Annotated in this window: 14 protein-coding genes; 5 read left to right on the top strand and 9 right to left on the bottom strand. The window is 66.8% G+C overall.

All coding sequences use genetic code 11. The features are described from left to right. Nucleotide 1: 1 nt before the first annotated feature. The 8 genes from AC5Y4F_RS25545 to AC5Y4F_RS25510 all read right to left on the bottom strand — a co-directional run bounded on the left by AC5Y4F_RS25545 (nucleotide 2) and on the right by AC5Y4F_RS25510 (nucleotide 7733). Complete coding sequence (locus tag AC5Y4F_RS25545; protein WP_232232243.1) at nucleotides 2-796, bottom strand: SseB family protein; 795 nt, start codon at nucleotides 794-796, stop codon at nucleotides 2-4. Nucleotides 797-900: 104 nt separating this feature from the next. Further along, nucleotides 901-2931: a serine/threonine-protein kinase gene (locus AC5Y4F_RS25540; RefSeq protein WP_036473551.1), complete on the bottom strand. Its 2031-nt coding sequence runs from the start codon at nucleotides 2929-2931 to the stop codon at nucleotides 901-903. A gap of 8 nt (nucleotides 2932-2939) precedes the next feature. Continuing rightward, nucleotides 2940-4151, bottom strand: coding sequence for a DUF7373 family lipoprotein (locus AC5Y4F_RS25535; RefSeq protein WP_036473554.1), 1212 nt, complete (start codon nucleotides 4149-4151; stop codon nucleotides 2940-2942). Continuing rightward, on the bottom strand, nucleotides 4148-5221 hold the full coding sequence (locus AC5Y4F_RS25530; protein WP_083063901.1) for a DUF7373 family lipoprotein: 1074 nt from the start codon (nucleotides 5219-5221) through the stop codon (nucleotides 4148-4150). Before AC5Y4F_RS25530 ends, AC5Y4F_RS25535 begins: the two co-directional genes overlap by 4 nt. After that, the gene (locus AC5Y4F_RS25525; protein WP_142279298.1) at nucleotides 5202-5426 is read right to left on the bottom strand and encodes a hypothetical protein; all 225 of its coding nucleotides are present in this window, start codon (nucleotides 5424-5426) and stop codon (nucleotides 5202-5204) included. Before AC5Y4F_RS25525 ends, AC5Y4F_RS25530 begins: the two co-directional genes overlap by 20 nt. Further along, the gene (locus AC5Y4F_RS25520) at nucleotides 5423-5830 is read right to left on the bottom strand and encodes a hypothetical protein (RefSeq protein WP_036473556.1); all 408 of its coding nucleotides are present in this window, start codon (nucleotides 5828-5830) and stop codon (nucleotides 5423-5425) included. Before AC5Y4F_RS25520 ends, AC5Y4F_RS25525 begins: the two co-directional genes overlap by 4 nt. An 87-nt stretch (nucleotides 5831-5917) precedes the next feature. Continuing rightward, the gene (locus AC5Y4F_RS25515) at nucleotides 5918-6670 is read right to left on the bottom strand and encodes a sensor domain-containing protein (protein WP_051641689.1); all 753 of its coding nucleotides are present in this window, start codon (nucleotides 6668-6670) and stop codon (nucleotides 5918-5920) included. A 43-nt stretch (nucleotides 6671-6713) separates the two neighbouring features. Beyond that, complete coding sequence (locus AC5Y4F_RS25510; RefSeq protein ID WP_051641690.1) at nucleotides 6714-7733, bottom strand: sensor domain-containing protein; 1020 nt, start codon at nucleotides 7731-7733, stop codon at nucleotides 6714-6716. A gap of 236 nt (nucleotides 7734-7969) precedes the next feature. On the opposite strand from AC5Y4F_RS25510, the gene AC5Y4F_RS25505 reads away from it, so the two are divergent. From AC5Y4F_RS25505 to AC5Y4F_RS25485, 5 genes are read left to right on the top strand one after another with little or no spacing between them, the layout of a single operon-like run. Further along, nucleotides 7970-8752 carry a sensor domain-containing protein gene (locus AC5Y4F_RS25505; RefSeq protein ID WP_036473566.1) on the top strand — a complete coding sequence of 261 codons (783 nt, stop codon included), beginning with the start codon at nucleotides 7970-7972 and terminating at the stop codon, nucleotides 8750-8752. A gap of 40 nt (nucleotides 8753-8792) precedes the next feature. Next, nucleotides 8793-9473: a hypothetical protein gene (locus AC5Y4F_RS25500; protein WP_036473568.1), complete on the top strand. Its 681-nt coding sequence runs from the start codon at nucleotides 8793-8795 to the stop codon at nucleotides 9471-9473. Nucleotides 9474-9485: 12 nt separating this feature from the next. Further along, a complete protein-coding gene (locus tag AC5Y4F_RS25495; RefSeq protein ID WP_036473570.1) occupies nucleotides 9486-10097 on the top strand; it encodes a hypothetical protein in 612 nt (203 codons plus the stop codon). Between the two features lie 35 nt (nucleotides 10098-10132). Next, nucleotides 10133-11293 (top strand): MacS family sensor histidine kinase, encoded by a 1161-nt coding sequence (gene macS / locus AC5Y4F_RS25490; RefSeq protein ID WP_036474078.1) that lies wholly within the window; start codon nucleotides 10133-10135, stop codon nucleotides 11291-11293. Beyond that, nucleotides 11283-11957, top strand: coding sequence for a response regulator (locus tag AC5Y4F_RS25485; protein ID WP_036473572.1), 675 nt, complete (start codon nucleotides 11283-11285; stop codon nucleotides 11955-11957). Before macS ends, AC5Y4F_RS25485 begins: the two co-directional genes overlap by 11 nt. Before the next feature lie 52 nt (nucleotides 11958-12009). Here AC5Y4F_RS25485 and AC5Y4F_RS25480 read toward each other — a convergent pair whose 3' ends face one another. After that, nucleotides 12010-13323, bottom strand: a complete 1314-nt coding sequence (locus AC5Y4F_RS25480) for an acyltransferase family protein (RefSeq protein ID WP_051641691.1) — start codon at nucleotides 13321-13323, stop codon at nucleotides 12010-12012. Between the last annotated feature and the right edge of the window lie 10 nt (nucleotides 13324-13333).

Raw genomic sequence — 13333 nt, 5'->3', positions numbered from 1 at the left:
TTTATTGGGTGATTTCGGCCAGCGAGACCCACAGGTATGGGCCTGCCGGGTTGATGACGATCCCGCTGTGGCCTTGCGCGCGAGCCATGTTCACCACTTGTTCGACCGTGAGGGGCCCGGCCGCATCAGCGGGGCTCCAAGCTAGAACTTCTGGGCCGCTGGTGAAGCCGAAGATGCTGGAGCTGCCGTCGGGATGTGTGGTGTTGCGAACGGCGATGTGCCCGTTGCCTTGGGAATCGTCGGCGGCGATTGCCAACGGTCCGTTCTGGCGCACCACGTCGACGACGGTGTGCCTGTCGATCTTGCCGGCAGCGTGATCGGCCAGCGCCCGTTTGAGCGGCTCGTTATTCGGATTGCGCAAGGCGAAATCGATTTCGGCGGCCGACAATGCACAGGTGGGGCCGGCGGGGTCGATATAGAGCCAGTCGTTGCCTTGGCTTTGGGCCAGCTCCAGGGCCCCGGTAGCCGACTGCACCAATGACTGCGTGCGCGTACCCGGCGGGTGCAGGCGGGCGATCTCCTCATGACGGGTATAAGCGAACAGCGCCGACCCTTTGCCGTGGGGGCCTGTGCCGCCGCGGATTTGGAGGCGAGACCCGGCCGCGAACGGTGTTTGGCCGGTAAATGCATCGGATCCGGTGATGTCGAAAAGCACCTCACCGACCATGCACAAACGGAGTACCTCGAGCGCCCCGCGCTGGTTGGGTTGTGCGGCGAAGGCGGCGACGGCTTGTCGCAGCGCCACATTGTCGACCAGGGTGGCGCGGTTTCCGTTGTCCTCGGTTGGCATTGCCATACGGATTCCCCTGACTGCACAGATAGCGTGATTCAACGATGGCCTGGTTCTTAACGCGTCGTGCGCTGCAGCCTGAACGCGGCGCGCGGTGTCTCGTTGGCGGTTTAGTGGATTTGGTTGCCAAGTTTGGTGACCAGCGCGGTGTTGAGGTAGGTGGTGGCTGCTGGGCCGCCGGCGTTGAGGGCGGCGATGGTGGCGGGGTCATCGACGATGACGAGCGTGCCGCCGAAACTGCTGTATTTGGCGGGCAGGCCGCCGTATCCGCCGCCGCCGGCGCCCGGGTCGGTGCGCAGCAGCAGCATGACGTCGCTGCGTTGAGCGATGTAGTCGACGTCGTCGATGTTGAACGGGACGGTTGGTGGGCCGCCGGGGGCGCGTTTGTAGTGGGTGTTGTAGGGGAAGCCGATGCTTTCCAGGTAGCTGCTCGGCGGTGATGGGACCGCCGCCGCGGTGGTGTTGGTCCCGGTGTAGTTGACCGCGACGATGGATTTGCCGCCGAAACTTCGATGCTCGGAGCGGATCTGGTTCTGCTCGGACTGCGCCTTGTCGACCAAGGTTTTGGCGGTGTCGGTGCGGCCCAGCGCGGTGGCGATCCAGTTCAGTTGGGCCTGCCAGTTCCAGTCTTGGGTGTTGTCGGCGGGTTGGGTCAGCGTGGGGGCGATCGCGGCCAGCGAGTTGTAGGTGGTCTGGTCGATGTTGTCGGTGTCGATGATGAGGTCGGGTTTGGCAGCGGTGATGGCGGCGGTGTCGGCGGCGGCGAAGACCGGTGGGGTGGAATGGATGAGCGGCTGCAGCCAGCTCGGTGTGGTCGCGCCGGGCGCGTTCATCACCACTACAGGGGCGCCGAGTGAGAGCACGGCATCGGGGTCGCCAGCTCCGAGCGCGGCGATGGCCATCGGGCGGTGCTCGAGTTTGAGGGTGCCGAATTTGGTGTTCAGGGTCTGCGGTTGGTATGGGCCCAATCCGGTCCTGGTGGTGCCGAACAGGTGAATGCCCACCACTGTCGCTGCGACCAACGCGGCAACCACGATGGTTGCTCCCACGATCAGCCGGGTGCGGTTGCGGCGCTTGGGTTTAGGACCGGACTCGGTTGGGCGACCGGTCGGGGTTGAGGGGGGCGGTGCGCCCGTGAACGGCTGCGGCGCCGCTCCATTCGCGGATGCTGCGCGGGGATCATAGGCCGGCCACACCGGTGCGGAGCCCGCCGGTAGGGAAGGTCCGGTGGGTGGGTAGGTCAGGGTGGGATTGGTCGGCTGGGATGGACGAGGTCCGGTGATGGTTGGCGGTGCCGGATTGTTAGTCAGCGCCGCAGTAGTCGCCGCAGCCAGTTCGCCAGCGGTCTGGAAACGATCAGCTGGATTTTTGGCCAGCGCGCGAGCCATCACCTCGTCGATCTGCGGTGGCAGGGTGGGGTTGATGTCGCTGGGGTGCGGGACAGGCCGCATCAGGTGTCCGACCAATATGGCCTCAAGGGACTTGTTGGAGGGGTCCTCATACGGGGTGCGGCTGGTAAGCAGCCGAAACAGGGCACACCCCAGCGAGTAGATGTCGGTGCGGTGATCGGCGGGTCGGCCTTCGATGGTCTCCGGCGCGGCGTAGGCCGCGGTGCCGACCATCGAGCCCGTCGCGGTCAGGGCGGTGGCATCGTCGAGAGCGCGTGCAATGCCGAAGTCCGCCAATAACACTCGTTCACGCTCACTGCCGGGCGCTGCGACGAGGAAGTTGCCGGGTTTGATATCGCGGTGTAAGACGTGCTGCGAGTGGGCGTAGTCGAGTGCGGCGGCGACGTCGGTGATGATGCGCACGATACGGGCCGGGGTGAGGTTGGCGCGGTCCAAATCGTTGGCGGCGGTTCCTTTGACGTATTCCATGGCGATCCACAGGTGCCCGTCGGTTTCGCCTCGGTTGTAGACCCGCACGATGTTCGGGTGGTCCAGGCTCGCGGCCAGGTTGGCTTCGCGGATGAAGCGCTCCCTGAATTGGCGGTCTCCGCACAGTTCGCCGGACAGGATTTTCAGCGCCTCGCTGCGGGGCAGCGTCGGGTGGCGGGCCAGATACACTGTGCCCATCCCGCCCTGGCCCAGCACGCCTTCGATGCGGTAGCCGGCGATGATAGTTCCTACATCAAGGGGCATTCAGCGGCTCATTTCCCTGTCAGCATGCGGTATTGGGCGGCCATCATCTGGTGCACAGCGTGTTCTTGTTCGTTTTGCATCTCGAATGCGTAGCGGTCGGCGCGGGCCACGCACCAGTAGCCCAGGGTTTCGTTGAAGCATTTCGCCTTGGGCATGCCGCTGATCCCGCCGACCTGGTTGGGCCCGGTCTCATCGGCGACGAGGCGCGCCGCGGAGGCCGTGTCGGGGGTTTGGTAGACGCGGGTTTCGAGGACGTAGGAGACCTGTTGCACGCCAGCGGATTTGAACATCGCCGCCAAGTGGACGGGGTCGCCGGTGGCCAGGTGCAGCGCCCCATGGGCGTCATAGATCCCGTCGCTGATCGATTCGTTTTCTTGGCGGGGGGCCACCGTGTGGGCCATCAACCCATCGGGGTCCAGCGGCAGTTGAGCCATCTGATCCGGCGGGGTCGGCTTGAATTTGTCGACCAGGAGCTGCTGCAAATCCAGTGTGGTGGCGATCAACCCGGCAGCCGTATCGGGTTTGTCAGCCGACGTCGCTGTTTGTGCCAGCACGTATTGTCCGTGTGCGGTCAAGGCGGTCACCGAGAACCGCGGGCCGGGGTCGGGGTATTGCGCTGTCCATTGGTAGGTCAGTGCCGTCGTAGCTGGGTATCGGGGAATCGAAAACAGTTGCGTCGGGATGGGTTTGGTGTCAAAGGGCATCGTCAGGGCAGCGCCTTTGGCTGCCATCGCGGTGATCGCGGCGCTCGCATCAGCCGGGCTGGCCAGTTCCAACACCGTGGTCAGCAGGTCCTTATAGGGGCCCTTGTCGGTGTGACGGGCGCTGGAAAACCCGGCCAGCAAGTTGTGGCCGTTAAGCGCCTCCCCCAGGGGGGCCCCGAGCAGCGCGTTGACCGCATCGACGTCTTTGACCACGCCGGATTCGATTTGCGCATAGTCGATCAGGTCGGCGTCGACCTCCCACGGGCCCACCACCACGCTGGCCAGGCGGCGCCCTTCGGCCCAGCCGCCGCGCAGCGCGTCGCCGGCCAACCCCAATGGGGCGCGGGGGGTGGTGGGGAAGTTCCCAGCATCGAGCAACGCCAGATTCACACCGTCGGGGCTGGCCTCCCCGGGGGCTTTGACCGCGCTGCCGGCGATCGTGGTACTGCAGGCCACCGTCAGCGCCGCGACTCCGACGGCCGCGGCGCGCAACCATGAACGGATGCGCCCGGTCATGGCGCGGTCAGCATCAGGTATTGGGCAGCCATGATCTGATGGGCCTCAACCTCTTGGGCCGCAGTGGCTTTGAACGCGTAGCGCGCTGCGGTGGCGATGCACACAAACCGCACCGCCCCCAGGTCGGTGATGTCGGGCCCGCGGTCAAAGCAGCGCGCTGAGGGTAGACCGTTGATGCCGGGGGCGGAGTGATAGCCCAGGAACGGCACGTCGATGCGGGCAAGCCCATCAGCGGCGCGCTGGGCGCCGGTGGTATCGACGGCCTCGTAGATGGTGGTGCGGTCGACGGCGACGTGGGTAATGCCGGCGTCGTTGTACATCGCCTGGGTGGCAACCGGGTCGGATCGGAAATGTAGTGAGCCGTGCGCGGAGTAGACCCCACCCTGGTTGACGTTGGGGTCGGTGGCCGGCACGGTGCGGGCCAGCAGACCGGTCGGGTCGGCCGGCAAGCTGGCCAGCCGATCGACTGGGGTGGCTTGAAAGTGGTCAGCGGCCGGGCCTTGCAAATCCAGGGTTTTGGCGATCATGTCGGCGACCGCCGCGGAGCTTTCCTTGGATCCGGCGAACTGGAAAAACACGTACAGGCCGTGCGCGCTGAACGCTGAGGCTTCAAAACCTCCTGACAGCGGGGCCACGTAGGCCCGCGTGTTGGGATAGTTGGGGATCGCCAGCCGGGTCGCTGGGATGTTGCCCGGGCGGATGGTGCCCACATCAGCGGCGGCCATCGCCGCAGCCGCATCCGTCGCGTCTTGGGGGCTGGGGAACCGAAACACCCCGTTGTCCAGGATCTTGGGCTTGTCAGCGCCGGCCTGTCCCTGTGGAGGTGGCGGGGTGGCGCGCCCACTGACGAAACCGGCCACGAAATGATGCGCGGCGGCGATCGCGGCGATCGAATCCCCACGCACCAGCGCCGATAGCCGTGTGGGCTCGGGAAACGCTGTCGTGGGCGCGATTTCGGCGTTCGTCGGGCTGATCAACGTGGCGTCGATCTGCCACGGTCCGGCCACCATGTCGGCCATCCGCTGGGCCTCGACGCGGCGCCCGGCGGCGTCATCGGCGACGTTGCCCAAGGGGGGGCCGGGGCCGGCGCGGATAGTTACCGGGGTCGAGCAGGGCCGCGTTGGCCGCCGCGGGCGCCGGGCCGCCGGATTTGACGGCTACCCCCGTCACCTGGTTCGAGCAGCCGCTGCCCACGACGACCACTACGGCGAGGCTGAGCAGCAGCGGCGATAAGCCCCGGCGCGCGGCGGCGATGCTTGTGTGTCGGATCTTCACCGGGCGGCTTTCGCTGATCCGCTCCGGCGCCTGTTGGGCCGTTTGCCCGACCAGCGCCGCAACGCCATGCGGTCGATGAAGATGGCGCTGGCCGCCCGCCGTTCCGAGACAGCCTTGTCGGCCACCGCCATCACCGCGAGTTGGCGGACTCGGGCACCGAGTCGCTTCTCCTGGTCGCGAATGCGATGCCATTCGGCACCGTCAGCGTCCAGGTCAGCATTGTCGTTGAGATAGTCGATCGCCGCGTCGACCGCGCACTGCTGTAAGTCGGGATTGTCCGGATACAGCAGTGCGGCCTCGCGCGCGGCGCGGTGCAGGCGGTTCCGCGCCGCAGCATCCAGCTGGCGGGCGCGCGCGCTGTTGAGCAGCGTCGCCATCGGCTCAGCCGCCGATTCGTCGCGCACGTCCGATCCCTCCTTTTCTCAGGTCCCGCGGCCGGCCTGTGTGCGCCGGCAACGATGGGGAGAATGGTAGTCGCTACTACCAGGGCGTCAGCTTCGATCGCTGATTTTGCCCATCATCGCCCTGGCCACATCGCTGGCGTCCTTGCCTGGCGCGGGCGCCACGTCGCGGAAATAGACCGCCTCGACCTCCACCAGGCAATTGCCCCGCACACCGAGCGCGCGCACCCGCCGCAGTTTCGTGTGCAGGTCTACCTCTTCCACGGTGGCTTCCACGACTGAAGCACCGGCGTGCACCTCGGTGATCTCATTCTGAAATCCCAGGCCGCTGTCGAGGCGCTGACCGGCGCACCGCGACCACTGCGAACCGAATTTCTCAAACAACGCATTGGCCGCCGCCGTGTTCGGTAACGCGACCACACCCTCGACGAGATCGATCACCGTGGGAAATTCGCCGACATCGGCGGCCCACCACTGTTCGTGAGCAACGTTGACCACCTGCGCATTACGGTAGGCCTCGCCCATCAGGATGTGCGCCAGCGAGGCGCAATCGCTGCGTGAAGCGTCCGGCCAGTCCCAGTACATCTCCGCCGGGCCGCCGAACTTCGGCGGCATACTGTCATCGAGTTTGAACGATTGACCGAACACGTGGGACAACTCAGCATCGGTCAGCATCGCCTGCTTGATGACTTCGCCGACCAGCGGGCGCGGTTTGAGGTCCGGCGCCGCGCGCACAGTGCCGCTGACGACATCAGCGCAACCGGCCACCAGCGTGATCAACGCCGAGGACACCAGCACCAGGATCAGCCGAACGACATTGGGCGCCAAGCGCATCCAAGCCATGGCCGCTCCTCTCTTCTCGCGCGAGTAGCAACGGTGGGTCTGGTCAGCGGGGGTTGACACGATCGGCCATCCGGGTCGCGATCTTGAGGCCCTGATCGGTGCGGTTATTACCGCAGCTGCGCACATCGATGACGATGTTGTTGCGGGCGGTCATGGCCCGTTGGCACTGCCAGCCCCCCGCACCTTCCTGGGTGTTGATGATGCTGAGCATGCCGTCACGGTTGGCGACCGTGCTGGCCATCCAGATGCTGTCTGGTTGACCCCGCTCGAGCAGGCGCAAGGTGGCGCCGTTGCATTTCGGCCAGGCCGCAGCCTGCTTGGCCACGAAGTCGCTGGCCGCCGTGGCGGTCGTGAAGTAGATCGCGGCGCTGTTGTCCAGGTGCTCAACGACTTTCGGGTCCTGCAGGGACTGGGTGCGTATCCCTACCCAACCGGTGCCCTCAAGTTCGGACTCGAGCGCGGGGATTTGGATCTCGCCGCATTCGGGCCGGTCGGTATTCACGCCGCTGTAGGCCACGTCGTCGCTACCGGCGTCCGGTGTTGGCGCGATGTTCGTCGCGCCCTCGATGCTGCTGATGGTCGCCACATCCAGCAGCAGCCCGGGCAGCGCCGACAACGGCACCGTTGCCGCCGCTTGCCGCGTTGGGCTCGGGCTGGCCTGCGTCGAGGACGGGCGGGGGGAGCGAGTCACTGCCACGCTGCCCATGTCATCGGGGCTGCTGGCGACGTTGATCACGATTCCGGCGGCCACTATGGCGACTATGACCGCGGCGGCGGCGCCGATCCGGGCCCACAGGGGGAACCGCTGGTGGCGCGGCGCCGCGATCGCAGCAGGGTAGCCCGGGCCGGCGCCCCAGGACGGCGCCGGCGGCAGGGGCCGGACCGGGGGAGGGCCGCCTGCGAATCCGAGTGGCCGCCGCGGCAGCACCACGGTGGCTTCCTCGCCGGGCCCGGGGCCCATGGGCGGCATCGCAGCAGGCTGGTAGCCGTTGCGCATCGCGGCATTGCCCGATGGCGGGGCGGTCTGGGCGGTGCTGAGCGGCGGGTTCGCGTGGTGGGGCATCTGCTGTCCTTCGGGGATAGGCGAGGTTGCGGGGTGCGCAGTGGGTCGCTGTATGGCGGCCGGGGTTTGTCCAAGGCGAGGGGTGAAGCCCTCGGACGCTGCCGCGCTGTCATGCATGCTTTGGATTAGACCACAGCAAAAAACATAGCGCAATGGTTCATAACATTGCACCACTGTGGTTTTGTTGGTAGCGTCTGCATCCGTATCCACCAGGCCCAGCAAGGAGAACCGCCCGAATGAGCGCCTCAAGACCACCCGCGAAGACCACAGAAAACAGCGCACCAAAACACAGCACCCGTACATCGCGGCTGACCGCCACCGGCCGCTGGGCAATCCTCGCCGCCACCGCCCTATGCCTGCTGCTCACCGGCTGCACCGCCACCACCACCGGCCACCCCGCAGCCGCCGCAGACCTCGGCCGCTGGCAACCGCCGGCGATCCTGCCCCAACACCTGCCAGACCTGTTGCTCAGCGAAAACGACATCAACACCGCTGCGCACACCACAGGCATGGCCGTGCGCACACCGATCACGCACATGTGGCACGACGAGGACACCATCTCCACCCCGGCTTGCCTCGACACCTACTTCCCAGCCGAAGCCAACGCCTACCAAGGCACCAACTGGACCGCCATGCAAGGCCAAATCCTCGACGACGCAACCACACCGGGGAGCGCCCGCCACGCACTGGTCCAGGCCCTCATCAGCTTCCGCGACGCCGACTCAGCCCAACAATTCTTCAGCCAAGCCAAAACACGCTGGTCGGGCTGCGCAAACCACTCGCTCACCGTCGTCCTGCACAGCCACGCCCCGGTGACATGGAACTTCGGCGAGCTGCGTGCCACCGACACCACCTTGACCAGCACCCAAACCCAAGCCAGCGGTGAAGGTTTCACCTGCCAACGCGCCCTGGGGCTGGCCAACAACGTCATCATCGACACCCTGTGGTGCGGCTTCGACACCACCAGCCAAGCCAGCGACATCGTCGCCAAGACCACCGGCGCCATCTCCCAGGCCTGACCCAGCGAGCTCGCCAGTCCATCGTCGACTTGATGGGCACATGACACAGAAGAAGGAGGTGCCGGCAGTGCGCGCGCTTGCCGTCCCCGTCTCAGCAATACTCATCGGCGCCGCGAGCGTGGCATGCCACCAAAAGCCGGCATGTTGCGCCGCCCCGCCGCTACCCCCTCCGGTCAACTTCGACGACTACCGGTCCGTCAACACCGACGACTACCGCACCTATTCGACCTACGGCTGGAACGGAATTCAGTTCGCCACCCGCGCCGGAATCCGCTGCCGAATCTATGACGGCCCACACTCGTTCCAGTACGCCGCCGCAATCGACTGCTGGGGGCCGCTCCCTGGCGTGGCATCTGGGGTGAACTACGCAAAGGTATCCGAGTGGCCCTACGACAAAGACACCTTGACGCCGATCACGCGGGGACCCGCGCCCCCAGGGCACACCGAAGTCTTCTCCTTGCTCAGCCACACCGACCTCAACGAGCAAGAGACCTACCACGCCGGCCCGACCGAGAAAAGAACCGTCGACCCCGCCAGCTACCACCTACTCAATCCTGGGCAGAAGATTGTCGTCCCCGGAGGACACCGCGGCGACGACGACCTCAACACATCAATATGCGCCGTCGTCACTGACGACTCGATCACCTGTGAAATCCAGAACCTCTATCACGACGGCACACATGGCTTCCGGATCCTGCCCCAAGTCAGCCAGACCTACTGATTGGATGATGTTGTGGCTAAACAGATCACCGAGCGCGAACCGCGCAACAACAACAGCAACCTGATCGGCTTGCGGGGCGCCATACTCTGCGCCGGCGTGGCCACTGCGCTTACCGGCCTAACAGCCCCTCCCGCTGCCGCAGATCCATCCAACTACACCGGCTACCACCCCGTCGACCCGAAACCCTTCCAGACCTTCAACACCTACGGCGGCGGCGGCGCACAGTTCACCTCGCCCAGCGGCCAACTGTGCCGAATCGTGGTCATCTCCCGCGGCATGTTCGCCTACATCGAATGCCTAGGCGAGCTACACGGCTCCGCCGAAGGCAACAACCTCGTGCGGATCACGACCACGGCCCCAAGTGGCTTTTCGAAGACCACGCGCGAAGAGTTCCTCAGCACCCAGCGCGTAGGACCCGACGGCGTCACCCGCGAACCCACCGGTGCCGCCGGATTCATCCCGCTGCCCGCAGGCAGCAGCCTGACCTACACCAGCAGCGTCTGGTCCGGCACCTGCGCAGTCGACGCGACCAGCACCCGCTGCACCGTTACCAGCAACCACAGCGACGGCACCGTCACCACCAAGAGCTTCGCATCGACCGCCACCGACGCAACAATCGACTGATGTTTGCCCGGTCCGCCGCGGGACCCAGCGCCTTTATGCTGACCACGATGGCGAATCACGGCCCCGATCCCACCACGCCGCTGTGGCGCGCGGCGCAAGTGTTCCGCCTGCTGAGCTGCATCTACGCCACCGGCTTTCAAATCGCGATCAACCCGGATCTGGTTCGGCCCGTGCTGGGTTGGGTGCTGTTCGCCGCGCTGATCGGCTGGAGCGCGGCCTGCGCGATCGCCTATCTGCGGGGCTTCGGCCGCAAACCGGCGTGGGTGCTCGCCGAGCTGGCGGTCGTCGTCTTGCTGATGTGGTCGAACAACCTCGTCGCGAGCCCGCACTGGGCGGCCGACAACCAGACCTGGCCGACGACGTTGTGGGCCAGCAATCCCACGATTTCGGCCGCCATACAGTTCGGCCCCGCGGGCGGCATGCTGACGGGCCTGGCGGTGATGGCCACCAATTTCGCCGTCAAGAACTACCTCGCGCTCAACCTCGGGCACAACGCCACCGTCATCATCGAACTGGCGATCGGCATGGCCATCGGGATGGCCGCGCAGACCGCGCGCCGCGCGCACGACGAGCTGCAACGCGCGGCGCAGTTGACGGCCGCGGTGCAAGAACGCGACCGGTTATCCCGCCAGGTCCACGACGGCGCCATCCAGGTGCTGGCGCTGGTCGCCAAGAAGGGGCACGAGATCGGCGGCCCGACAGCCGAACTCGCCGACCTGGCCAGCGAGCAGGAGCGCGCGTTGCGGCGCTGGCTGGCGTGCGCGGACGTCGATCCCGACGCCGACAGCGCGACGATCGACCTGCGCGCGCTGCTGCGGTGCCGGGAGTCCGATCGGGTGTCGTTCAGCCTGCCGGGCACTGCGGTGCCGTTGGGACGTTGGGCGGCAACCGAACTGGATGCCGCGGTGGGCAACGCGCTGGACAACGTGGTCGGCCATGCCGGTCCGGATGCGCACGCCTTCGTGCTCGTGGAGGACCTCGGCGATTCCGTCGTGGTCAGCGTCCGCGACGACGGCGTGGGTATTGCCGCCGGCCGGCTCGAGGAAGCGACGCGTCAGGGGCGCCTTGGCATCGCCCAATCGATCGTGGGGCGCCTCACGGCGCTGGGTGGCAGCGCCGAATTGCACAGCGAGCCGGGGGAAGGCACCGAGTGGGAGTTGTGCGTGCCACGCGGACAGGGACGCCATGGCGGATGACGAGACGCCGACCACGGTGATGGTGGTCGACGACCATCCGATCTGGCGTGACGCCGTCGCGCGCGACCTGGCCGAAGGTGGCTTCACCGTGGTCGCCACCGCCGACGGCGTGGCCGCCGCGGGACGGCGGGCCGCCGTGGTCAAGCCCGACGTGGTGGTGATGGACATGCAGCTGACCGACGGCGACGGTGCCCAGGCGACCGCCGCGGTGCTCGCGGTCTCCCCCTCGTCGCGGGTGCTGGTGCTGTCAGCCTCCGACGAACGCGACGACGTCCTGGAGGCGGTCAAAGCCGGCGCGACGGGATACCTGGTCAAGAGCGCCTCGAAAGCCGAACTGGCACAGGCGGTTACCGCCACCGCAGCCGGGCGGGCCGTGTTCACCCCGAGCCTGGCCGGGCTGGTGCTGGGCGAATACCGGCGCATCGCACAGAGCAAGGACAGCACGGACGACGGGCCCGCCCGCCCCAGCCTCACCGAACGCGAAACAGAGGTGTTGCGCTACGTGGCAAAAGGGCTGTCCGCCAAGCAGATCGCCCAGAAGCTGTCGTTGAGCCACCGCACGGTGGAAAACCATGTGCAGGCGACCTTCCGCAAGCTCCAGGTCGCCAATCGGGTGGAGCTGGCACGCTACGCCATCGAGCACGGCCTGGACGAAGAGCCGTGACCCGCGGGGCGGCCGGATAACCACACTTACCCCGCGGGCCAACGATCTTGGGCTACCGCGTTGCGAGGCGGTGTCGCACCGGGAGTGTGGCCAGGATTCGCGCACTCACCAGCGCGCTCACCACCACGGCCATGCACGCCAGGCCGTCGTCCTTGAGCCCCCACCTGATCGCCGCGAGCAGCGCCACGCCGGACGTGCACAGCAGGGCGCCGATGGCCGCGCCGCGCCACCGCGACGTCACCGCGGGCGCACCGTCCCAGCCGGACAGCGGGTTGTTCTCCAGCGGCCGCAGCGCCACGAACAGCACCGCCACCGCGACCATCACGATGAACACCTGCGCGAAGCTGATGGCGAGGAAATCCTGCGCACCCGGAAAGCGCGGGCAGCCAAAGAAATCGAAGACCAGATGCACACCCAACAGCACCGGCATGTGCCACAGATACAGCGTCATCGCGCCCGAGTTGCCGATGGCGGTCCACCACCACACCCGCGGCCGCTGCGCCCAGCGCGCGATCGCCGGTGCGGCCGCGATCGCCAACGCGCTCAGGATGATTGCGTGCCCGGCCAGCAGCAGCGACGGCGGGCTGGTGTTGGACAGATGATGGTCACCGGTGCCGACCATGCTGATCTGATACGGCCCCCAGCGCACCAGCGCGACGTCGACGGCGAAGAAGACGGCGGCGACGGCCAGCGCGGCGCGGCCGCCGAGCAGCCCGCGACGGTAAGCCACGCCGAACATCGCGGGAATGAGCCAGACGGCCAGGTTGAGGTAACCCAACGGCATCATCGCCGGCCAGTGCAGCCGGATCACGTCGATCATCGCGATCGCCCCGTAGACCGCCGCCACCCCGGCGGCCAGCCGCCCGGCCGTGCTGACGCGGTGCAGCAGCGGCATGGCGGCCAGCACCAGGACGTAAGCCCCCAGGAACCACAGCAGCTGCGTGCTGACGCCGGCGATCGGATCGTAGATGTGCCGCGGCAGCGCCCGATACAGCACCGTCAGCACCACGGCCCAGAACGCCAGGTAGTAAAACACCGGCCGGAACAGCCTGGTGCAGCGCCTCATCAGCCAGTCACCCCAATTGGTGCCCGGAGCCCAGGAGGACACGCACGCCGCCGCGCCGGCGAAGAAGAACAGCGGCATGATCTGCAACAGCCACGTCATCGCCTGAAACAGCGCCGAGGTGGTGAGCAGGTTGTCCCAGATCAAAACGTTATTGCGGATGATGCTGGCCGCCATCACGGTATGGCCGAGCACCACGCCGACCAGCGACGTGATGCGGATGACGTCCAGGACGCGGTCGCGATCGGCCGGCGTACTCGCGGCCACCTCGGCGACGTCTGGAAACCGGACAAGAGTGGTCATGGGAGCGGAA

Source organism: Mycobacterium sp. NGS56 (genome assembly GCF_059812425.1).
This window is presented reverse-complemented; position numbering and strand designations above follow the sequence as displayed.

What these genes read in the sequence shown, in the direction of transcription:
- AC5Y4F_RS25510 (WP_051641690.1), bottom strand. Translation starts at nt 7,733, where the DNA reads ATGCCCCACCACGCGAACCCGCCGCTCAGCACCGCCCAGACCGCCCCG.
- AC5Y4F_RS25500 (WP_036473568.1), top strand. Translation starts at nt 8,793, where the DNA reads ATGACACAGAAGAAGGAGGTGCCGGCAGTGCGCGCGCTTGCCGTCCCC.
- macS (WP_036474078.1), top strand. Translation starts at nt 10,133, where the DNA reads ATGCTGACCACGATGGCGAATCACGGCCCCGATCCCACCACGCCGCTG.
- AC5Y4F_RS25485 (WP_036473572.1), top strand. Translation starts at nt 11,283, where the DNA reads ATGGCGGATGACGAGACGCCGACCACGGTGATGGTGGTCGACGACCAT.
- AC5Y4F_RS25545 (WP_232232243.1), bottom strand. Translation starts at nt 796, where the DNA reads ATGGCAATGCCAACCGAGGACAACGGAAACCGCGCCACCCTGGTCGAC.
- AC5Y4F_RS25480 (WP_051641691.1), bottom strand. Translation starts at nt 13,323, where the DNA reads ATGACCACTCTTGTCCGGTTTCCAGACGTCGCCGAGGTGGCCGCGAGT.
- AC5Y4F_RS25515 (WP_051641689.1), bottom strand. Translation starts at nt 6,670, where the DNA reads ATGGCTTGGATGCGCTTGGCGCCCAATGTCGTTCGGCTGATCCTGGTG.
- AC5Y4F_RS25540 (WP_036473551.1), bottom strand. Translation starts at nt 2,931, where the DNA reads ATGCCCCTTGATGTAGGAACTATCATCGCCGGCTACCGCATCGAAGGC.
- AC5Y4F_RS25535 (WP_036473554.1), bottom strand. Translation starts at nt 4,151, where the DNA reads ATGACCGGGCGCATCCGTTCATGGTTGCGCGCCGCGGCCGTCGGAGTC.
- AC5Y4F_RS25505 (WP_036473566.1), top strand. Translation starts at nt 7,970, where the DNA reads ATGAGCGCCTCAAGACCACCCGCGAAGACCACAGAAAACAGCGCACCA.